The sequence below is a fragment of the Sulfurovum sp. genome (assembly GCA_026990595.1).
GTDB lineage: Bacteria > Campylobacterota > Campylobacteria > Campylobacterales > Sulfurovaceae > Sulfurovum.
In genome coordinates, this window is sequence record JALXCZ010000007.1 from 62,199 (window position 1) to 83,432 (window position 21,234).

Consider the following 21,234-nt stretch of genomic DNA (forward strand, 5'->3'; position numbering starts at 1 on the left):
TTGTCTTCTCCTCACTTCTTTACCCTCATCATAGGCACTGAGATCCTCAACCGACGAAGAACTGATGCACATTTTGACTTCGTAACTAAAGCTCTTGCAGCTAAAGGGTATAAACTTACAGGGTCTTTCATTATTGAAGATGACCCTGCTCTCATCATTCAGACTATTAAATTTATAGCATCTCAGCCCAACCCTGTACTTTTTTCTTTTGGTGGCATAGGTTCTACACCTGATGACCATACACGTAAATGTGCGGCTATCGCTCTACGTAGTGGTGATTTTGTGGTGCATAAAGAAGCCAAACGTATCATAGAGGAAAAGCTGGGAGAGGCTGCCTTCCCTCACCCTATTAAGATGGCAGAGCTGCCACGTGGAGCAAAGCTTCTTGATAACCCAGTCAATAAGATGCCGGCATTCTCTTTGGATGAGAGATTTTTCTTCATGCCAGGCTTTCCTGAAATGAGCCACCCCATGGTAGAAGAGATACTTGAAAAACTTATACCTGAGAAAAAAATATACTATCGTCATACACTTACTGCTCTATGTAAAGAAAATGAACTTATAGAAGTGATGGAACAGATGCCAAGGGATGTAGAATTCTCTTCTCTTCCAAAATTGTATGATGATGGATGGCGCGTAAGCATCTCTGTCGCATCCCATGATAAAGCGTTGGCAGATGAAGCATTCCAAATGTATATTGATACATTAAAAATAAAAAACATCTACTACTCTTTACAAGACCAAGCATAATTTGAACTATATAGAAACCCTTCAACACCCTGTTATCAGAAGACTGTCATTCATACAGCTTATCTCCTACTTTGGTACATGGTTCTCTCAAGTTGCGATCTACTCAATGCTTGTCAGTTTTCATGCCGATGCCGTTACCATTGCAATAACTGCTGCCATGTCTATGCTTCCTGCTGTAGTACTGGCTCCTCTTATAGGGATCATTATAGACAAAATAGCCTTTAAAAGGCTTATGCTTACGCTTCTACTTGTAGAGATAAGTATGACTCTCGGTTTTATTTTTATCAATTCTTTGAAATATATTTGGATACTAATGATTCTTATTTTCATACGTTCCTCAGCTGCAAGTATGCTTTTTTCTGCACAGATGTCACTTTTCCCAAAAATTCTTAAAGGAAAGATGCTTAAGAATACCAATGAAATACATTCTATCATCTGGTCTTTCACCTATGCTGCAGGTATGGCAGTCGGAGGAATGGTCACACATTATCTTGGGGTTGATCTTGCTTTCAGTATAGATGCAACACTCTATATAATTGCCGTACTCCTCCTTTTGGGCTTGAAATTAAGTCTTGAAAAAGTGATCTATGCAGATTCAAACTGGATAATGTTCATTGATGGGTTCAAATATCTTTTTAAACATAAAAAACTACTGCACCTTATCTTGCTGCATGCTGCCATCGGACTTACAAGTTTTGATGCACTCACTACCCTGCTTTCTGACTATCAGTACAAAAAACTCATAGCCGTACCACTCGCAATTGGCTGGATGAATGCTACTAGAGCCTTAGGACTGATGATCGGTCCTTTCTTTATAGGCAGAGTGATCTCCAAAGAAAACTTGCACTACTTCTTTGTTTTACAAGGACTTGCCATACTCTTATGGTCAGTATTGGAATTTAATTTTTACTATGCACTTTTTGCTCTCTTTGTAACAGGATTCTTTATTACCACACTCTGGTCATACACCTACCTACTCATTCAGGAAGAGACAGAGTCAAAATATATGGGAAGAGTGATCTCTTATAACGATATGTTCTTCATGCTCTCCAATATTGCTACGGCACTCTTCATAGGATATGCCGCTAAATGGGGGATGGCTTTAGAGGAAATAACATTTATCCTTGGGCTAGGCTTCATTGCCACAGCAGGTTATTATATATGGTTTAAAAAGAGCTATTTGTCATGAAACTTGACCACAGAACAGTCTGTTACAATTGTTACAGACCCAAAAGCTCCTGTATGTGCGCCTACATCACACCCATTGAGACCAAAACAAAATTTATCATCTTAATGCACCCAAAAGAGTTTAGAAAAACAAAAAACGGTACAGGTCACTTCACCCATCTTTCATTACCAAATAGTGAACTTTATGTTGGCATAGACTTTACAGAGCATGACAGGATCAATGAGATCATTCATAATCCACACTACAGCTGCTACGTACTCTACCCTTCAAAAGAGAGTATTGTACTCAATAATAAGCCGATTGGAGAAGAAAGAAAAAAAAGTGTGATCTTTCTTATTGATGCTACATGGCCATGCTCCAGAGCCATGTTGCGTGCAAGTTCAAATATTGACAGACTGCCAAAAGTAAGTTTCAGGCATACAAAAACTTCTGCATTTACTTTCAAAGAACAGCCAAAAGCCTATTGTCTCAGTACAATGGAAAGTACTCTTTGTCTGCTTGAACTGCTAAACAGTCATCATATAGAAAATCTGGATAAAAAAAGTTTAGAAAATTTTTTAAATCCATTCTATCAAATGGTTTCCTATCAACTCTCTTGCAACTTATAAATGTTTCTCTATCAGTTTAAGTACCGCAGGTATTTCTTTTCTGCCTACCTTCCCGAATTTTTTATAGATAAGCTTTCCTCTCTTGTTAAAAATCAAAATATCTGAATTATCATCTGCAAGCTGCCACTTATCTACCAATACTTTCTTTTTGTCTTTTACATAAATAGTATCGGGAAACTTTTTTTGTTTACTCTTGAGTTTGGATGCGATGAGTACATTGGGCATCCATGTTGCAGCAAGATTGATAATAGCGATTGAACCATACTTTTTTCTGTTAAAATGACGTTTTTTCAGAGCATTACTCAGATCTTCATTGAGATCTTTCTTATCCGGATCAACATAAAAAACAATATATACTTTTCCTCTGAGCATTTTGGAACTCCAGGGTGTACCGTCAACCTTACCACCATTTTTACCATCAATGGAAACACTACTTGGCATTTTACCCAACTCGATAGCCATACTGTTTCCGATTATCAACAAAACACCCAAAATGATCTTCTTCATACTTTTTCCTTTTTTAAAAAGTTTATATTACAGATACTACCATGATTTGATGAACCATTAATGAATTTTATGTTAGAATCACCAAAATTTAACCTAATGGAGATACACTTATGGATATTAGTAAAATCGGACACGGCGATTGCCCTGATGCAGTAAAAGCGATCATTGAAGTACCATTAAACTCAAACATTAAATATGAGTTTGACAAAGAAGCGGGTGGTATTGCTGTAGACAGAGTCCTCTACTCAGCTGTTCACTATCCGGCAAACTACGGTTTTGTAGCAAATACACTTTCTGATGATGGTGACCCGGCAGATATTCTTGTGCTTTGTGACTATACACTTCAAGCAGGTTCATACATCAAATGTAGACTCGTAGGTGTGCTTATGACTGAAGATGAGTCAGGTGGTGATGAGAAGCTTCTTGCAGTACCGACTGAAAAGATAGACCCGACTTATGCAAATATTCAAGATCTTTCTGATATTCCGGAAGCAACACTTAACCGTATCAAAAACTTCTTTGAAACCTACAAAATGCTTGAACCTAACAAATGGGTAAAAGTAGCAGGGTTCAAAGACAAAAAAGCAGCAACTGAAATACTCGAAAAAGCAATCAAAAACTACAAATAACCTATATAGGTCGGGGTGTCTCCACCCCGACAAAGCATTTTAAGAAACCTTAAAACCCCATCTCTCTTTTACGATTATCCAAATAATGCCCTGCACCCTTTACGATGCCTTCTGCAATACGTTTTTGATACTCTGAAGAAAAAAGCCTATGACGTTCTTTTGTATTGGTAATATACCCTACTTCAACAAGAATAGAAGGTCTACTTGCACCTACAAGTACATAGAAAGGTGCCGGCTTTGCTCCACCATTTTTTGTATCTGCATATTCCTCTCTAAGAGACTTCATAATATGTCTCTGCACATCAATGGCAAGTTTGTTTGACTCTATGATCTTTGGTCCATTGAGAACAGAGTCGATAATAACATTCTTGCTTAAACTGTCTGTACCCTGTAAAACCGCAGCATTCTCTTTAGCCGCAATACGTTGTGATCTTGCATCTCTCGTTTTTTGTAAAAAGTAAGTCTCTACCCCCTCTACAGCTTCAAAACGATTTCTGTCTGCGATGGCATTGGCGTGGATAGAAATGAAAAGATCGGCATTTTTTCTATCTGCAATACGTGTACGTTCTCCCAAAGTCAAAAAGTGGTCACTACCGCGGGTAAGATAGACTTGATAGCCTTTGTTTTTAAATATTTTTGCAACCTTGCTGGCAATTTGAAGTACAATGTCTTTCTCACATTTTCCAGCACAGACTGCTCCACTGTCATGTCCTCCATGTCCCGCATCAATCACAACCAAAGCATTTGATCTGTCAACACCAGGATTTCCACAGCCGATCAACAACAACATGAAAACAAATCCAAACACTATCTTTATCATCTCTTTTCCCTTATTCAATATCTATCTCTTTTTTTCTATTGTTTAAATAACTGTCTACACCTTCTGCAATACCTTTGGCGATCAATTTTTGATATTTTTGGGTAAAGAGTCTTTTTCTCTCTCTTGGATTTGAAATATACCCTACTTCAACGAGTATAGAAGGACGACTTGCCCCTACCAAAACATAAAAAGGTGCATGTCTGACACCCCCGTCCCTGACACCTTTATAAGAACAGCGCAAATTTGTAATGATCCTTCTTTGTACATCAATAGCCAATTTATTGGATTGGACAATTTTTGGACCGTTAAGTACAGAGTCGATGATCACCTTTTTGCTCAATCTACTTCCTGCACCTTTAAGCACTGCTGCATTTTCCCTTGCTGCAATACGTTGTGATTTTGCATCTCTTGTATTCTGTAAATAGAATGTCTCCACACCATGTGCAGTCAAGCGATGTTTTTTAGGGACAGAATTTGCATGGATAGAAATAAAAGCAACTGAGCCTTTTTTATCTGCAATACGTGTACGCTGAGAAAGTTTTAAAAAACGGTTGGTAGATCTTGTCAAATAAACAGAATAGCCTCTTTTTTTGATCTCTTTTGCCACTTTTTTAGCGATCTGAAGTACAAGATCCTTCTCTCTTTTCCCTCCTCCTATAGCACCGGTATCCTTTCCTCCGTGTCCTGCATCAATGACGATAAGTTCATTTTTATGATAACTTTTTGTAGGAGCAATAAGATAAGGCTTGTTTTTCTTATGTTTTTTTGTAATTTTTCTTGTTTTAAGAGATTTTCTACTTGCATATCTGGAAGATCTGGCTGTTGGGTTCAAAGTAAATTTAGGTAAAGGAATATGATAGCTTTTCCATGAAAAGAGCGGTTTATACGGTGTACAGACATACGATCTATCTGTTTCAATCACCACTCTTACAATATTTCTTTTATATTGTGAAACTCTTAGTGATCGACAGTGGTTGCTTTTAAGATTTTTACCTACATACTTACCGGCTAAGCGTGTATTTTTGATATCAAACACTTCTCTGTAGGGTTTTCTCAGTGTAAAATGTCTAATTTGCTTTTTATCATACGACTGGCTGAATTCCAATCGTAACTCCCCCTTCTGCAGTGTCACTTTCTTTAAAAGTGTGACAGAAGAGAAAAGGGTTGTTGCGCTTATCATAAATAAAAGAAAGATCTTAAGAAGTTTCACTTTATTTATCTTCCCCTTCCATCAACTTATGCATAAGCTCTTTAACTGTAATGATCTCACTTAAACGGTATCCGTTCGCTCCTGTAAAAAAAAGTCCGGTGTCAATCAATCCGTCATAGGCATCGGTCAATCTGTCAGCAATACAGTATCCTACCACTTTTGCTTCTTTCCCGCGTTCACAAGGGGCAACACAATTAGAGATACATGCAACCTTGGGTGCAGTACCCTCTTCTATACTTTTGTGAAGATTTGTCTTTACCCCACGTGCAGGATACCCTACCGGTGATTTAAAAAGTTTGATCGTATCTTCCGTTGAATCAATAATAACCTGTTTCATCACTTCAGAAGCATCACACTCAACCGTACCGATAAAACGTGTTCCCATTTGCACAGCATCTGCACCGATTTCCATCATCTTTACAATATCATCATGGTTCCATATTCCACCTGCAGCAATCACTGGCATAGAACCCCAGTTTTTTGCTTCTTCTATCACAGGAGCAAGAATATTTTCAAGTTGATTCTCTTCTAAAAAACATTCATCATATTTAAACCCCTGATGTCCACCGGAAAGAGGTCCTTCAACGATCACAGCATCTGGGAGTCTGTTATGTGTTTTTTTCCAGCGACGACACAAAATCCTCAATGCTTTTGCCGTTGAGACAATAGGCACCAAGGCAACATCAGGATAATCTTTGGCTGCTTCAGGCATGGTCAATGGTAGACCTGCACCGGTAATGATGATATTTGCACCTGCTTTACAGGCATCCTGAACCACACGGTCATAGTCGCTTTGTGCATACAGGACATTGGCTGCCAACGGCTTGTCTCCACATATTTTTCTTGCATTTTTAAAAATATGCTCAAGTGCCTCATAAGAATAAAAATTGATCGCTTCAAGCGGTCTGTGCTCTTTGCCTACCATCTCATTTCCATGAAGATATTTTCTTTTTTTATAGACACCTGTACCTACAGCTGAGATCACACCGAGTCCCCCCTCCTTTGAGACAGTGCCCGCCAATTGATCCCAGGAGATACCTACACCCATACCACCTTGAATAATAGGTTTTTCAATAGTATATTTTCCGATTTTAAAAGATTTAAATGCCATTACCCCACCTTTACTTTTGCAAATTTTCTTTTTCCAACCTGCAAAATATATTCTCCAGAATCAAGGTTCAGTTTCTCATCAGAAATTTTTTCCTGATCCACTCTCACTGCACCCTGTTTAATGTCCCTTCTCGCCTGAGAAGTTGAAGGCTCTATGCCTGCATCTACCAAGGCTTTACATATCCAGATCCCTTCTTCTACTTCTACTTCATTCATATCAGAAGGAAGCTGGTTAGCTTTAAAGACATTATCGAATTCTGCTTTAGCTAGTGTAGCCAACTCTTCATTATAGAACCTTGTAACCAATTCAAGAGCCAGGTTCTCTTTAGCAATTTTAGGATGAAGTACACCATTTTGGACATCTTCTTTCATCTTAGCGATCTCTTCAAGTGATCTTTCACTCAAAAGTTCGTAATAACGCCACATCAACGTATCGGATACAGAAAGTGTCTTCGCATAAATATCTTTAGGCTCTTCTGTGATCCCAATATAGTTGTTCAAAGATTTACTCATCTTCTGAACACCGTCAAGTCCTTCCAGGATAGGCATCATCAATACTGCTTGTTCTTTACCTGTTCCATAGGCTCTTTGAAGGTGTCTTCCCATTAAAAGGTTAAATTTTTGGTCAGTACCGCCTATTTCAATATCGGATTTTAATTCTACAGAATCATACCCTTGCAGCAAAGGGTAGATAAATTCAGAAATAGAAATACTATGTCCAGCCTTATAACGCTTTTCAAAGTCATCACGTTCAAGCATACGTGCTACATTGAATGTAGTTGTGAGTGCTACCATACCCGCCGCACCCAAATCTTCAAGCCATGCAGAGTTGAATACCACGTCTGTTTTACCCTCATCCAGTATGTTAAACACCTGATCCTGATAAGTTTTGGCATTGGCCAAGATAGTTTCTCTATCAAGTACTTTTCTTGTTTCACTTTTACCGGTAGGATCCCCTATGGTTGCTGTAAAATCACCAATAAGAAGCTGTACCCGTCCTCCATGGTTCTGAAATGCTCTAAGTTTTTGAAGCAGTACCGTATGTCCAAGATGCAGGTCGGCTCCTGTAGGATCAAATCCTGCTTTGACTGTATACGTGGTACCATCTTCATAATATTTTGAAACCAATTTCTCAATACGCTCCATATCTATGATCTCAGCGGTACCTCTGTTTATCTCTTCTAACGCTTTTTCTGTCAACATTTCTTTATCATCCCCTACTATTTGTTATATGCATCGTCTAAACTGATCATCTCGATCAGCTTGAATTTTTGTGAGATCTTTTCTGCAAGCAAACTCTTTTTGCTCTCATTACTTTCCACTTCTATTTGGCAATATTCCGCACTCTCAGAACTATGGATACCAAGTTCTATACTGACAACATTCAAATCAAGATCAGAAAGCTTTGTCAAAAGATCTGCAAGTATTCCTTTTTGGTTCTGCAAACTGATAGTCAACCGATAGCGTGAAAGTTTCGTTGTGTTCCAATGCACATAGATCATTGGTTCCCCTGCAACTATTTTTTCATATGCTTTCTTACATAATTTATGGTGTATAATAACCTTACTGTCCTTATAAAATGCAACAATCTGGTCACCTACTTTAGGATGACAGCAATAATCAAACTCCACACCGTCCAAAGACTTATTTGTAAAAAACTTAAAGTGTTCGATCTCTTTGAGTTTGGGTTTTTTGTAGCCCCTTTTGAGAAACTCCCAGAAACGCACTTCTTTTGCTCCCATATATTCTGCTATCTTATGGATGACATCTTTATAATAGTCCAACTGTACCGGTAATTTATGAATAGAATCTTGAAGCTCCAATACCTTTGCAAGCTCTTTCATCTCACTATTATTTTGTGCAAACAGCGTTGCAAGTATATTATAGGCACTCAAAGTATCTGACTCTTTGATACGAGCACGGCACTCACTTCTTATGCCGTCTTTTGCCTTAGATGTCTTCACTGTGTCTAACCAGGAGCAGTGCAGATGGACTTTGTCATCTTTGATGATCTTGACAATATCTCCATTCTTCAATACGGTCAGCAAAGATACATTGCGTTTGTTGATCAAGGCATCCACAGCATTGCTGCCCACTTCTGAATGAATCGCATAGGCAAAATCAAGCGCCGTTGAGCCTTTGGGGAGAGTATAGTAGTCTCCTTTGGGTGAAAAAACTGTAATATCTTCAGAAAAGAGATCACTCTTTGCAAGTTCATAAAACTCTTCAATAGATTCATTCTGGTAGTGCAGACTCTCCAACCACTCCAAGTTTACCCCATCTCCTCCATCTTTATATTTCCAGTGTGCCGCAACTCCATACTCTGCAAGTCTATGCATCTGTACCGTTCGTATCTGTGCTTCAACAATACCTTCTTCATTAAAAAGAGTTGTATGGATAGTCTTATACCCATTCTCTTTAGGTACGGCTATATAATCTTTAAAACGGGAGATCAAAGGGGTAAACTCTAGGTGCATAAGCCCTAATACTTTGTAGCATTCAATAGGTTCATCCACGATGATACGTACTGCCAGAAGATCCAGTACTTCTTCTATACTTACTCCCTTTCTGTGCATTTTCATATAGATGGAGTAATAATGCTTTACTCTGCCGAAAATTTCAAACTCATCTTCATCAAATCCGTTTTGGACCATGGCTTTTTTGACTTTCTGAATGAAGGCATTAAGTTTAAACTGTAAGTTTTGTGCATTATTTTTAATGTAAGTATCGATCTCTTTGTAATCTTCAGGATAGATATAGTAGAAACTCAGATCTTCCAGAGCATTTTTTAATCTGGCGATACCAAGTCTATGGGCAATAGGTGCATACACAACCAGTGTCTCTTCTGCAATACGCTTCTGTTTATCCGGACTTAAAGCATCTAGCGTAAGCATATTATGCAGTCTGTCACAGAGCTTAATCACCAGTACACGAATATCTTTAATAGAGGCGATCAGCATCTTTCTGAATGTAAGTGCTGAGTTAATAAGCCTTTCACTGGAACCTGACGGAACCAATTCAACATCACGTATTTCTACGATCTTTGTCAGCCCTTCAACCATATGTGAAACATCATCACCAAATTCTTGTTCGAGATCTTCAATATCAAAACTGGTATCCTCAACAACATCATGAAGCAATGCTGCCTGTACCATAGTCTCATCATTGGAGAAAGCTGCGGTGATCGCTGCCACTAAAATAGGATGGACGATATAAGGTTCGCCGCTTTTACGTTGTTGACCATCATGAGCGGTCAATGCAAGCTCAAGGGCTCTGATGGTTGCAGGCAGAGGAGAGGGGACTTGTTCCCACAGAAGGGCTTTAGCCTCTTCTATAGTATGAATCTCTTTGGCTTTTAATAAAAAAGCATCCAAAGGTTTTTAGCCTTCTATACTTACAGTGATCTTACCTTCAGCAATCTCTTGAAGTGCGATATCAGTATATTTCATACCTGCTGTATCTATATCAAGTAGAGTTTGGGCACCATTTGCTATTTTCTCTGCTCTTTTACCTACAGCATTCGCTAAAAGATATTTGTCGAAATCTACTTTTTCAAGTGCTTTTGCTGTTAATTCTTCTGTTCTCATTTTATTCCTTCATCAATAATATTTATTTGTACTGTTCACTATTTCACGATAGAACAAAGACTCATATCGCCTTTAATAATAGAGAGCAGATTACCTTTTTCAAACATATTACACACAACGATCGGTAATCTATTTTCTCTTGCCAAGGCAATAGAAGTATCGTCCATCACTTTAATATGATCTGTCAATGCCTGATCATAGGTCAGTGTATCAAGTTTCACTGCATCATCAAACTTGTTTGGATCTTTATCATAAACACCATCTACTTTTGTTGCCTTAATAAGCAACCCTGCGTCAATCTCAGAAGCTCTAAGCGTTGCAGCCGTATCTGTTGTAAAATATGGATTACCTGTACCTCCGGCAAATACAACCACACGACCTTTTTCCAAATGTCTTCTTGCACGACGAACGATAAATGCTTCACCTATCTCCTGCATATCTATAGCCGACTGAAGTCTAGCCTCAAGTCCACAATATTCCAATGCTTCCTGAATAGCAACACCATTAATGACCGTGGCAAGCATACCCATATAGTCACCTGAAGTTCTTTTAATGATCCCGTCAGCTGCAGCACTTACACCACGAATAATATTTCCGCCACCTACAACAACAGCAACTTCCACACCTGCATCTACAAGATCTTTGATCTCACTTGCAATAAAGTTAAGGATCTGAGTATCGATCCCATATCCTTCTTCACCCGCCAACGCTTCACCGGAAAATTTTACTAATACTCTTTTTGTCACAGATACACCTCTTTATAATTTCGCGATTATAGCTAAAAGAGGTTTAGGAGGGGTTTAAATCAGATACGGATCAATTTTAACGGGTTGATATGTTTAGAATTCTTCGTTGCCTGAAACATTAGCTTACTTGTTACTTTACCGACAACATACCCTTTGCGTATCTTGCTTCCAACATGAATCGTCGGTGCGATCTTGGAGAGTCCTGCATAGACAGTATGCATTTTCCCACTATGTGCAACGACTACCACTTTTCCAAGCATACTGCTTTTCCCTGCAAAAACTACTTTTCCGTTAAGAACATTTTGCACTTTTGCATTGGAAGAAGGCGCTTTAAGGGTGATAGATTCATTAAAAATCTTGATCTTGTATATAGGGTCGATATAGGTACCGAACTTCTTGATAAGCCTCGCTCCAGGAATAGGTGAAATGGTCTTACCTCCCCGGTAGGCATAGACCGGTGCTTTATGATAGGAAGAATTGATATTTCTTACTTTTGTACTTTCTTTATAAACTGCTTTTCTCTCTTTCTCTGCCTCTTTTGCAGCCAGTCTTGCTATTTTTCTTGCCTCTGCCGTTTTTGCTCTACGCAAAGCTTCTTTAGCCTTTTTGGCTTTGGCACGTACTAAAGCCTTGGCTTTTCTAAGACGTTCTTTACGTTCTCTTTCAAGACGTATCGCCTTCTTTCTGGCAGCTGCCTGTTTGCGTGCTTCTTCTACCTCTTGAGTATGCAAAATATTAAGTTTGGCCAGTGTTGCACGCAATGAGTTTTGTTTGTCAACAATCTTTTCGAGTTTTGCATTGTATTTCTCTTCATCTTTGGCAAGTTTTTCAAGCAGTTTCTTTTTAGCTGCTTTTTTCTGCGCATAAGCTTCTCTTTTTTTAATGATCCTCTTGATCTGATTTTTTGTTTTATTATGCAGATAGAGCTTATCTTGTTTACGTTTTTTGAGTGTGTTTATCTCTGCTCTGAGCGCAGCAAGTTCTTTTGCATTATGCTTTTTATAGGCTTTGTAGACTTCCTGTGAAATGATCGACTCACGTGTGGGTTCATGCGCCTGCTCCATTGCAAAGATAACAGAGAACTGCTTGGAGAGCAAGGAAATGAACGCTTTGTGTTTTCGTTCCAACGCTTTACTCGTTTTGGAAAAATCTTCTTTTGATCTCTTCAACTCAACTTTCAGTGCCCGGTACTCTGCTTCTGTCTTGTTCTGGTCACGACTAAGTGCATCTATCTTTTTATCAAGATAGACAAGATCTTTTTCTGCTTTATGGATATCATTTGCTATCTTCTCCAGCTGTCTGCTTGCCTGTTTCTTTTGAGATACAGCAGTAGAAAGGTCTTTTTTGGAATTTTTGATCTTACTAACAGTTGTTGCACCCTGCAACAGCCCGATGATTAAAAAACAGTAGAGTAGGACAGATCTCACTCCTCTACTCCCTTACTTGAAAAAACCACTGAATAAACGGCAATGATCACAATAAACAGTGCCGATACCAAAAGAATAGCTATATCTGTCATTTTAAAAAGCTCTGTTTTGTTTTGCATCATAATATCTATGCCACTGTTCGCTGCCCATTGAAATTTTATATAAAGAAAAATAGCTGTAGTCAGCAGTGTTGCAAGAAAAGCATCGACTATCGCTACTCTAAAAAGTACACCCGAGCGTAACATCAGTGGTGCACCGAATATCTCCATCACCTGCATGCGCTCTTTATGTGCGTATTTCCATATTTCCATCTGTTTAATGATAAGAAAAAGGCTCACTACTCCCATAAAGACAATAAAGAGTTTCAACGTAAATTTAATAAAAGAGAAGAGTCTGTAACTCGAACTGTAGCTGCTTCCAAATGTCTCTACTTTTTTCACATTCTTATCTTTTTCAAGATCAGTTTTTATTTTCTCTAACCCTGAAGTACTAAGGTAAGAATCTAACCTGACATTATAAAAATACGGCAAAGCTGCAAGTATCTCTTTGTTACTGTTTTTACTTACCCCTTTTGCGATTTCAGAGACAATATTTTCTCTTTTGATCTTTTCTGAACTGCTGATATGTCTGTTGAGTGCCTGAAACATAGAAAGCTTCATGGGTTTTTTGGTTACAACAAGCATAGAATAGCCTTCTTTTAGGCCTTTTTCATACGAGTTTGTCGTACGGTCAAAGACAAGGTAGAACTCTATACCAAGCAGTATCGCCATGAGAGGCAAAATAAACATGAGATGGTTTTTAATGAACTTCATACACACCCTTGCTTTCAATAATAAAATGTCTATACGGCAACGAAAAGATCGTTGGTATTTTATGTGTGACTACCAGCACTGTTGTATCAAGCTGCTGACAGGCATTCTCCATAAGATCCCAAATCACATTGGAAGAGTAGTCATCCAAGTTACCTGTGGGCTCATCTGCAAGTATCACTACCGGATTTTTGGAAAGTGCTCTTGCTACACCAACGCGTTGCTGCTCTCCACCACTAAGTTCCAAAGGATACTTATCAGCATGTTCTGAGAGTTTTACATGTTTAAGCAGTCTTTGCGCCTGCGTATTCTGCACATCGACAGAATAGCCGGCTATCATCAAAGGCAATACAACATTTTTTGCCACGCTCCATTCATTGACCAGTTTATAGTCCTGAAAGATGATCCCCAAATGTGTTCTTAACTCCTGCAGTTTACTCTGTCCTACACTTGCCAGGTCCAACCCACCCACCACAAGGCTTCCCTCAGTAGGCTTTAGTGCCCCGTAAAGCGCTTTAAGGAGTGTTGATTTACCCGAACCACTCGGACCGGTAATAAAAACGAACTCTCCTTTTTTAATGGTGAAACTTGCATCTTTAATGATCTCTTTTGCACCGCCGTCATAGGCAAGTGTGAGATGTTGGGCATTGATTACATTGGACATCCTAGATTTCCTTTAAGATAAAAGTTCCATTATTTTTTGATGTGCTTCGTTGTTGACCGTTGTCTTCACCGGAGGAGAGACAAAGTACCGACAGCTGTTCTCTTCTATCAAAATATATTTATGTTCAGGTCTGTCAAAACTTCCAAATGCACACTTGATCAGGAGTTTTTCATCCCCTATTTTATACATACGTTCAAAGTGTACAAAGTATCCGTCAAAGACCAATGCTTTTTTGGGTAAAGTTTCTTCCAAACCTTTTCTATATTTTACAATATTAAAATTAAAATCTATATTCAGTTCTTTAGTCTCTGATTTTTCTCTGCATCTTACATAGACATCATAGATATCTTTCTCCTGTCTGCGCCATCTTGCTTCATATTTACTGGTCACTTCCAAGGCTTCATTCTTCCGTACTTCCACCTCTACTTTTGGCACAGCAAAGAAAGTCTCAAGAGAATACCAGAAGTATTTGTCACTGTCTGTACGAAGTTCCAACTGTCCACCCTCCCTAAGTACACGTATTGATTCATCCAGAAAAGAGGAGCTGATCACACGCCTATGCGGTTTTTTATCCCAAGGCACAGGGAAATGGACAAATATCTTCTCACAGGCATTCGAAGGCAGCATCTCCAAAAAGAGTCTGGCATCATAGTTGACCACCCAAATGTTATCCAGCCCCTGTAGTTCTATCTGTTTGAGTACCTGTTGTGCCGAGGGAGTATGTATTTCAAGCCCTATAAAAAGAGTATCAGGATTCTTTTTTGCCTGATAGAGCAAATGTCTTCCTGAACCGAACCCTACCTCAACGGAGATCTTCTCTTTGGGAAAAATGATCTTTTCAAAATCCTCTATTTTCTTAAAATATGCCGAAGAGAGTACCGGCTTTGTATTGGAAAGAGCAATATTTGAACTCTCAATATTAAGCTCCAACACTTTGGAGACTCTGTCTAGCGCCTCTTTTAAAAGATTAACCTTCAGTGGTCTGGTCACCTTGTCATATTTTACAAGGGTTGCTTTGGTATCGGGTTTGATCTGAAGAAGAAACTCTTCTCCTCCGTGTTCCACACCAAGTAACTCATCCTCACCTTTGAGTGCTTTTGCCCTAAAAGTAATGATATCACTTTGCAGGATTCTCTGTTCTATGTCAGAGCTGTCGAATGGAGTAACTTTTAAATGTGGCATAAATGCTTTTGTCCTTAAAGTGAAATACGTGTGACTTGACTTGGTTGAGATCGGATCTTGTCATATCCCCGTGCAAAAATACGGTAGGCATAGCTATTCCCCGCTCTTACACGTCCATCCACATATTCTGCCATCAGCTGTCCTTTGACAATTGCCATATATTTCCATGGTCCTCCATTGACAGAACGCTCAATAATATAAGAATTCACCCTTTCATTCGGGTGTGGTCTCCATAAAAGTTTTACGACATTAGGTGCCACTTTATATGCCTGAACGAAAGAGATACCCGCAAAAGGCGGTTTTGTTTTTACCTTAAGCACAGCACCGTGTTTTGATTCTTTTCCAAGAGAGTATGTCGTAAAAGTATACAAATAAGTTGTATTTGGTTTTACATGAGTATCAACAAAGTGCGTACCGTAACGGTTACCCACTGAGCCTACACGTTTAAAGCCTTGATCTGTTTTATATCTGTCTGTAGGCAAACCTCTGTAGATATTGACACCATGGACACGTCTGTCTTTAATGGTTTGCCATTCAAAGCCCACAGAACTGCTCATTGGCAATGCCCGCACCTGGGTGATTGTTTTAAGTGTCGGATCTGTTTTATACAGAAGCAGTCCTTTAATGCCGCCACATCCGTTAAGAACCAGTAAAGTTAGAGCCGAGAGTAAGAGGGTTGATTTTTTCATCTATTTCACCTTGATCAAAATATTTTGTCATATATGTTGTCATATCGTCAAAAAGTGGAGCTTCAAACTCCATTTTTTCACCGCTGATCGGGTGGACTAAATATAGTAGATATGCATGCAGATAAACTCTTGGAATTTTATCTCTTTTGGTCTTAAAACCATATAAATCATCCCCCAGAATGTGCCGTCCCAAAGTGTTCAGATGCACGCGTATCTGATGGGTACGTCCTGTAAAGAGTTTTGCTGCTATCAGTTCTACATTATAGTCCGATGTCAAAAGCTTTTTAAATGCTGTTTTTGCAGGTTTTCCATGAGGCACAATATCCATCTTTAGCCTGTTCTTCGGGTTACGCCCTATGGGCTTATCTACTATAGTATCATCTTTAAGTGGACAGTCTATAAGTGCCAGATAGTAACGCCCCATACTTTTGTCCTGTAGCTGAAGACTCAGCTTCTCATGTGCCTCATTGGTTTTAGCCACCACCAAAGCCCCCGTCGTCTCTTTGTCTATACGATGCACTATTCCGTGTCGTTCTTCCCCGCTTATGGTAGAGAGGGAGATACCTTTATGAATGAGCCAGTCAACCAGCGTAGGCTCTTTCACTGATGGAGCAGGATGTACTACAAGTCCCGATGGCTTATTAACCACAAGCAAGTAGTCATCTTCGTACAACACTTCCACATCGAAGTCCACCTCCACAGGCTTCCGTTTCTCTGCTTCTTTAAATTCATAAGCTATCTCATCACCTTGAGAGACTTTAAAACTCGTCTTGGTAACTTTTTTATTATTGACTGAAACAAGCCCATCCTTTACAAGTTTTTCAACTTGGTTGCGGCTGACATCTAATTCCTGGGCTAGAACCTTGTCTATTCTACCGGGTTTTTCAACCCTTAACTGCTCACTGCTCACTGTTCATTGCTCACTAAAATATCATCCCTGTCCCAACGCTCAGGGTCTAAAAATGTATCATCATGAATATGTTTAAAGGAGGCTTTGAACATTTTAAAAGCATCTTTATTTTTAGCCTCTATCTCTGCCAACCATACTTTCGTACTTGCTCTGGCATGAGGCATCTTCACATCTTTCATCATCGCAGGACAGGCTTCATCACCGATAATCTGTAGATTGTTTTCTGTAGCAAAATCACGCAGTTGACGTTCACGTACCTGAATAAGCGGACGTATGAGGTGTACTCCTCTGCTCGTTTTATATATAGGTGCCAAAGCTCTCATACTTCCGTTGTAAAACATATTCATAAAAAAACTCTCTACTGTGTCGTCAAAGTGATGACCAAGGGCTATTTTATTAAATCCATGTTCTTCTGAAAAACTATAAAGTGCTCCACGTCTCATACGTGAAAAATAGCTACAAAAAGAGGAGTTTTCACGTATAGTATCTTGTGAAACATCAAAAATATTGGTATCGTAGACTGTATGTTTTATTTCATACTCTTCACAATGTTTAGTAAGAAATTCGTAATGCTCATCTGGCATTCCATACTTGATGGTACACGCTTCAAACTCAAAACGAAAGGGCGCATGACGTTGTATGTGTTTCATGGCATGAATCAATGCAAGAGAATCTTTTCCTCCACTCAGCCCCACAAGTATCTTGTCCCCCTCGCCAATGAGTTTAAACTCAGCATTGGTTTTACCTATGACTTTTAAGAGTTTCTTACTCATTGGGATAGTTTTAGATTTACTTCGTCTTTGGTTATCAAGCATTATATAGTCCTCATCAATCAATCACACGATAGTGTGCTCTGTCATTCCGAACACCCTTGAAAGCAGAGCGATTTGAAAGGAACGACACTTTTTTTGCTTCGTTTTTTTCTAAAAAAAATGAAGAGAATAACAATGCCACAATCCAAATAAATGGAAATATGACATGAGATTATTTTATAGTATCTACCATTGATAAAATAAAATCTGCCGAAATTTTTGCGGAAGATTCCAAAAATTCATCAAAAGAGAAACTGGCATCCATATCGGCTGCATCCGAAATGGCTCGCAATACAAAGAAGGGTACATTCAATGCTGAGCATACCACAGCAACCGCTGCACCTTCCATCTCCAAAGCATCCGCTTTGAAGGTCTCACCTATCCAATTCTTACGTGCTTCATCCGCAACGAACTGGTCACCCGTAGCAATGATACCTTCTTTAAGTCTCAAGCCCTTTTGTGAAGCAACCTGTTTCGCAACCTCTCTCAAATGCTCATCCGCAGCTACACATACATCGCCTTCAGGTACATACCCGTAAGGATGTCCAAAAGCCGTAATGTCCAAGTCATGCTGACACAGACCTTCTGCAATAATCAGATCACCGACTTTAAGTTCAGGGGAGATCGCTCCTGCAACACCTGAGAAAAGTAACGTGTCACACTTAAACTTCTCTATAAGGATCGTAGCTGTCAGAGTAGCAAAAACTTTACCTATTTTAGAATATGCTACAAGCACATCCTGACCGTTATAGCTTCCCTCATAGTACTTGTTCGCTGCATACTCTACTATATTCAGGTTATCCAACTTGGAGACAATCGGTTCTACTTCCTCGGGCATCGCACCCATGATCGCTATTTTACGACTCATCATGAACCTAAATTTTTTATTTCTTCAATAGCAGTTGCCAAAGAAGCCATATCTGAAACCACAAAATGAGGCTTCTTCGTAGCCCTACGATTCAAGCCCTTAAGCACTCCGCCATGACCAAACTCAACATAACAATCCACCTCATCATCAAAATCAGCAATGGACTGCTTATAAAGTACAGGCGAGACCAACTGCTTTGGAAGAAGATCAAGGGCTTCTTCTTTTGTGCTGTACCCTTTTGCCGTTACATTGGAGATGACCGGTGCAGTCAACTCGTCTTTGAGGACCTCTGCAAGTTTTTCGGCTAACGGTGCCGTAGCAGACGCAAGAAGCGGACAGTGACTTGCCACAGACATATTGAGCAGCATTGCACGTCTGGCTTTTGCTTCTTTGAGGATAGGCTCAAGCTTTTCAAGATCGGGTTTGATCCCTGCAATGACTATCTGACCTTCGGCATTGTAATTCACAGGCCACACTTTCATCCCTGCATCTCTCTGAGCTGCACAGATATCTTCAACCGTTTTGTCATCAAGACCAAGTGATACCAACATTCCCACATCCTGACCTGCACATGCTTCAGCCATAAGCTTACCGCGAAGGTTTACAAGTTCTACTGCATCTATGGCATCCAGAGCACCCACACTTACCAGTGCAGAGAACTCACCCAGAGAATGACCCAAAGCATACACAGGCTTGATCGGCATCTCATCTTCAAACAACTTGTGCGCTATGGCAGATACAAGTAAAATAGCCGGTTGCGTAAATTCTGTTTTTTCAAGATCATCATTCTCCGTGAAAAGAAGATTCTCAAAATCTATCCCTGTTCTACTGCTGGCATCAGCTACCATCTGCTTTGCTATATCAGAGTTGTTAAAAAAGTCTTGTCCCATTCCCACAGCTTGTGAACCTTGCCCCGGAAATAAAAATGCACATTTGATCGACATACGGTGTCCTTTTGAAGTAAAAATATTTATCGTATTTTACCATGTTAAGATTACACTCAAATTCAACACAGATTACACACTGGGTAAGTATATTTTTTAAAAGGATAAATAATGAGCCAAAAATACATTTGTACCGTATGTGAATATATTTATGATCCTGCCGTAGGTGATCCCGACAGTGGTATAGTAGCAGGAACAGCATTTGAAGATATTCTTGATGACTGGAAGTGTCCTGATTGTGGCGTGAGTAAAGAGGATTTTGAGGTCTATGAGAAAAATTAATTGCATCCTCTGAATAACCCAGGTGTTCAATTGATCATCTTAACCAATTCTTCTCCATTGATAAGGATCATATTTTTCCCCTCAATGAACTTGTAACACTCTTTTGTGAAACGACTCGTGGTTACGATGTAAGCTTTATCGACATTGTGTTCATGCAACAACCCATACATCTCTCTAACGACTTTTATGGTTACCATGGCATCATCATACCGTTTGCACTGTACAATGGCTGAGATATTTTTTTTAGTTAAAGAACGTTTTTTCATCCAAATATCCACCCCGCCGTCAGCACCCTTCTTTTCATTACCAAGCACTCTCCAGCCTTGCTTGGCAAACAGCTCCATACACAAAAGCTCAAAATCTTCCCAACTTAGACGCTTTAACTTTTTAAGTGTTCGGTTACGGCTAAGCAGACTTTTGTCTTTAATTTTTTTATAGAACCGTCTAAGTTTATAGAGGAAGTAAAGAAACAATATAACAAGTACGGCAACAGACTGTATCTGAAGTGTTGTATAGTTTTGCATAATGGTATTATAGTTGGAAAAACCAAAAAGAGAAAAAAATATGTCAGATTGTCATAGATTTATAAAAGAAAATATTTGAATACTCAATATTTTCTTTGAGTAAGTGACCGAACGAAGCACCATTCTTTTATACAAAAATGATGCTACATCAAATAAAAATTAGTGTCCGCAGCCGCATGCACCGTCGTCACAGTGTCCACCACCGACTTGACCGGAAGTTGCTTCATCTTCTGTTGCTGCTCTTTCACTAAGAACAGTAACCGCAAACTCTAAGTCTTTACCGGCCAATGGATGGTTAAAGTCTACATTAACGTTTTTATCATCAAATGAAGTCACTGTTACTTGAACAGTCTGACCATCTTCACCTTGACCATAAAGTGTCATACCTTCTTTCAGATCCACACCTTCAAACTGCTCTACTGGCAATGTTTGCTGTGCTTCTGGATTGACTTCACCGTAAGCATCTGCTGCTTTTACTGTAATATCCTTACTTTCACCCTCATTCATACCTACAAGTGCACTCTCAAGACCAGGAATAATCTGACCTTTACCCATAATAAACTCTAGTGGCTGACCACCTTTATTTGTATCTACAACTTCAGTTGTCCCTGCTTCTTTTACTTCGTACTCGATCCCTACTACACTGTTTTCAGCTTGAATTGCCATTATTATTCCTCTATATTAAATTTGTGATATTCTAGCTAATGAAACTTTAGTCAAACTTATCTGGTCTTACCATTCTATAGATTACACCTCAAATTGGTTTTTAATATTTCCATAGTATAATCATTTATTATCAAAGTGATAATTATCTTGAATGTTTTAAATATTTAAGTATACAAATAAAAAAGGAGTAAACTATGTTACGAATTATAAAAAGAGGTGTGTTCGCATTTTTAATTGCTATATTGGGACTTTCAAGTTTATTACATGCAGTTGTGGGACAAGGTGTTACACATGGAGTAGC

The 21,234-nt window shown here is 39.1% G+C and carries 24 protein-coding genes; 5 read left to right on the forward strand and 19 right to left on the reverse strand.

All coding sequences use genetic code 11. The features are described 5' to 3' along the window. Genes MVE01_RS02150 through MVE01_RS02160 form a run of 3 tightly spaced genes read left to right on the forward strand, consistent with a single transcriptional unit; the run spans position 1 to position 2,547 of the window. A complete protein-coding gene (locus MVE01_RS02150) occupies positions 1-750 on the forward strand; it encodes a competence/damage-inducible protein A (protein WP_472560517.1) in 750 nt (249 codons plus the stop codon). A gap of 1 nt (position 751) precedes the next feature. Continuing rightward, entirely contained in the window at positions 752-1,939 is a 1,188-nt protein-coding gene (locus tag MVE01_RS02155) for an MFS transporter (protein WP_472560518.1), read from the forward strand. Continuing rightward, a complete protein-coding gene (locus MVE01_RS02160; protein WP_472560519.1) occupies positions 1,936-2,547 on the forward strand; it encodes a tRNA-uridine aminocarboxypropyltransferase in 612 nt (203 codons plus the stop codon). The genes MVE01_RS02155 and MVE01_RS02160 overlap by 4 nt, the downstream gene beginning before the upstream one ends. On the opposite strand, the gene MVE01_RS02165 is transcribed toward MVE01_RS02160, so the two are convergent. Then, on the reverse strand, positions 2,542-3,054 hold the full coding sequence (locus MVE01_RS02165; protein WP_472560520.1) for a YtfJ family protein: 513 nt from the start codon (positions 3,052-3,054) through the stop codon (positions 2,542-2,544). The two genes, MVE01_RS02160 and MVE01_RS02165, sit on opposite strands and share 6 nt — an antisense overlap. A gap of 110 nt (positions 3,055-3,164) precedes the next feature. Here MVE01_RS02165 and ppa point away from each other — a divergent pair, with 110 nt between their 5' ends. Beyond that, positions 3,165-3,683, forward strand: a complete 519-nt coding sequence (gene ppa, locus MVE01_RS02170) for an inorganic diphosphatase (protein ID WP_472560521.1) — start codon at positions 3,165-3,167, stop codon at positions 3,681-3,683. Positions 3,684-3,732: 49 nt separating this feature from the next. Here the strand turns inward: ppa and MVE01_RS02175 are convergent, their stop codons facing one another. The 16 genes from MVE01_RS02175 to fabD all read right to left on the reverse strand — a co-directional run bounded on the left by MVE01_RS02175 (position 3,733) and on the right by fabD (position 19,461). Next, the gene (locus MVE01_RS02175) at positions 3,733-4,503 is read right to left on the reverse strand and encodes an N-acetylmuramoyl-L-alanine amidase family protein (protein WP_472560522.1); all 771 of its coding nucleotides are present in this window, start codon (positions 4,501-4,503) and stop codon (positions 3,733-3,735) included. A 10-nt stretch (positions 4,504-4,513) separates the two neighbouring features. After that, on the reverse strand, positions 4,514-5,713 hold the full coding sequence (locus MVE01_RS02180; protein ID WP_472560523.1) for an N-acetylmuramoyl-L-alanine amidase: 1,200 nt from the start codon (positions 5,711-5,713) through the stop codon (positions 4,514-4,516). A gap of 1 nt (position 5,714) precedes the next feature. Then, positions 5,715-6,824, reverse strand: coding sequence for a nitronate monooxygenase (locus MVE01_RS02185; protein ID WP_472560524.1), 1,110 nt, complete (start codon positions 6,822-6,824; stop codon positions 5,715-5,717). Next, a complete protein-coding gene (gene tyrS / locus MVE01_RS02190) occupies positions 6,824-8,023 on the reverse strand; it encodes a tyrosine--tRNA ligase (RefSeq protein WP_472560540.1) in 1,200 nt (399 codons plus the stop codon). Before tyrS ends, MVE01_RS02185 begins: the two co-directional genes overlap by 1 nt. Before the next feature lie 20 nt (positions 8,024-8,043). Beyond that, a complete protein-coding gene (locus tag MVE01_RS02195; RefSeq protein ID WP_472560525.1) occupies positions 8,044-10,197 on the reverse strand; it encodes a RelA/SpoT family protein in 2,154 nt (717 codons plus the stop codon). Positions 10,198-10,203: 6 nt separating this feature from the next. Then, positions 10,204-10,410, reverse strand: coding sequence for a DNA-directed RNA polymerase subunit omega (locus MVE01_RS02200; RefSeq protein ID WP_472560526.1), 207 nt, complete (start codon positions 10,408-10,410; stop codon positions 10,204-10,206). 38 nt (positions 10,411-10,448) lie between these two features. Continuing rightward, on the reverse strand, positions 10,449-11,156 hold the full coding sequence (gene pyrH, locus MVE01_RS02205) for a UMP kinase (RefSeq protein WP_472560527.1): 708 nt from the start codon (positions 11,154-11,156) through the stop codon (positions 10,449-10,451). 59 nt (positions 11,157-11,215) lie between these two features. Further along, a complete protein-coding gene (locus tag MVE01_RS02210) occupies positions 11,216-12,583 on the reverse strand; it encodes a murein hydrolase activator EnvC family protein (RefSeq protein ID WP_472560528.1) in 1,368 nt (455 codons plus the stop codon). After that, positions 12,580-13,395 (reverse strand): cell division protein FtsX, encoded by an 816-nt coding sequence (locus tag MVE01_RS02215; protein WP_472560529.1) that lies wholly within the window; start codon positions 13,393-13,395, stop codon positions 12,580-12,582. Before MVE01_RS02215 ends, MVE01_RS02210 begins: the two co-directional genes overlap by 4 nt. Beyond that, positions 13,382-14,056 (reverse strand): cell division ATP-binding protein FtsE, encoded by a 675-nt coding sequence (locus MVE01_RS02220; RefSeq protein ID WP_472560530.1) that lies wholly within the window; start codon positions 14,054-14,056, stop codon positions 13,382-13,384. The genes MVE01_RS02215 and MVE01_RS02220 overlap by 14 nt, the downstream gene beginning before the upstream one ends. A 12-nt stretch (positions 14,057-14,068) precedes the next feature. After that, the gene (trmB, locus tag MVE01_RS02225; RefSeq protein WP_472560531.1) at positions 14,069-15,238 is read right to left on the reverse strand and encodes a tRNA (guanosine(46)-N7)-methyltransferase TrmB; all 1,170 of its coding nucleotides are present in this window, start codon (positions 15,236-15,238) and stop codon (positions 14,069-14,071) included. 14 nt (positions 15,239-15,252) lie between these two features. Next, positions 15,253-15,927, reverse strand: coding sequence for a hypothetical protein (locus MVE01_RS02230; RefSeq protein WP_472560532.1), 675 nt, complete (start codon positions 15,925-15,927; stop codon positions 15,253-15,255). Then, positions 15,878-16,837 (reverse strand): RluA family pseudouridine synthase, encoded by a 960-nt coding sequence (locus tag MVE01_RS02235; protein WP_472560533.1) that lies wholly within the window; start codon positions 16,835-16,837, stop codon positions 15,878-15,880. The genes MVE01_RS02230 and MVE01_RS02235 overlap by 50 nt, the downstream gene beginning before the upstream one ends. Beyond that, positions 16,834-17,652, reverse strand: coding sequence for a tRNA lysidine(34) synthetase TilS (gene tilS / locus MVE01_RS02240; RefSeq protein ID WP_472560534.1), 819 nt, complete (start codon positions 17,650-17,652; stop codon positions 16,834-16,836). The genes MVE01_RS02235 and tilS overlap by 4 nt, the downstream gene beginning before the upstream one ends. A gap of 169 nt (positions 17,653-17,821) precedes the next feature. Then, positions 17,822-18,520: a 5'-methylthioadenosine/adenosylhomocysteine nucleosidase gene (locus tag MVE01_RS02245; protein WP_472560535.1), complete on the reverse strand. Its 699-nt coding sequence runs from the start codon at positions 18,518-18,520 to the stop codon at positions 17,822-17,824. Further along, positions 18,517-19,461, reverse strand: a complete 945-nt coding sequence (gene fabD / locus MVE01_RS02250) for an ACP S-malonyltransferase (protein ID WP_472560536.1) — start codon at positions 19,459-19,461, stop codon at positions 18,517-18,519. Before fabD ends, MVE01_RS02245 begins: the two co-directional genes overlap by 4 nt. 111 nt (positions 19,462-19,572) lie before the next feature. Between fabD and rd the strand changes: the two genes are divergently transcribed. Beyond that, the gene (rd, locus tag MVE01_RS02255) at positions 19,573-19,743 is read left to right on the forward strand and encodes a rubredoxin (protein WP_472560537.1); all 171 of its coding nucleotides are present in this window, start codon (positions 19,573-19,575) and stop codon (positions 19,741-19,743) included. A gap of 26 nt (positions 19,744-19,769) precedes the next feature. On the opposite strand, the gene MVE01_RS02260 is transcribed toward rd, so the two are convergent. Further along, positions 19,770-20,267, reverse strand: a complete 498-nt coding sequence (locus tag MVE01_RS02260; RefSeq protein WP_472560538.1) for a restriction endonuclease — start codon at positions 20,265-20,267, stop codon at positions 19,770-19,772. Between the two features lie 159 nt (positions 20,268-20,426). Continuing rightward, entirely contained in the window at positions 20,427-20,933 is a 507-nt protein-coding gene (locus MVE01_RS02265; RefSeq protein ID WP_472560539.1) for an FKBP-type peptidyl-prolyl cis-trans isomerase, read from the reverse strand. Between the last annotated feature and the right edge of the window lie 301 nt (positions 20,934-21,234).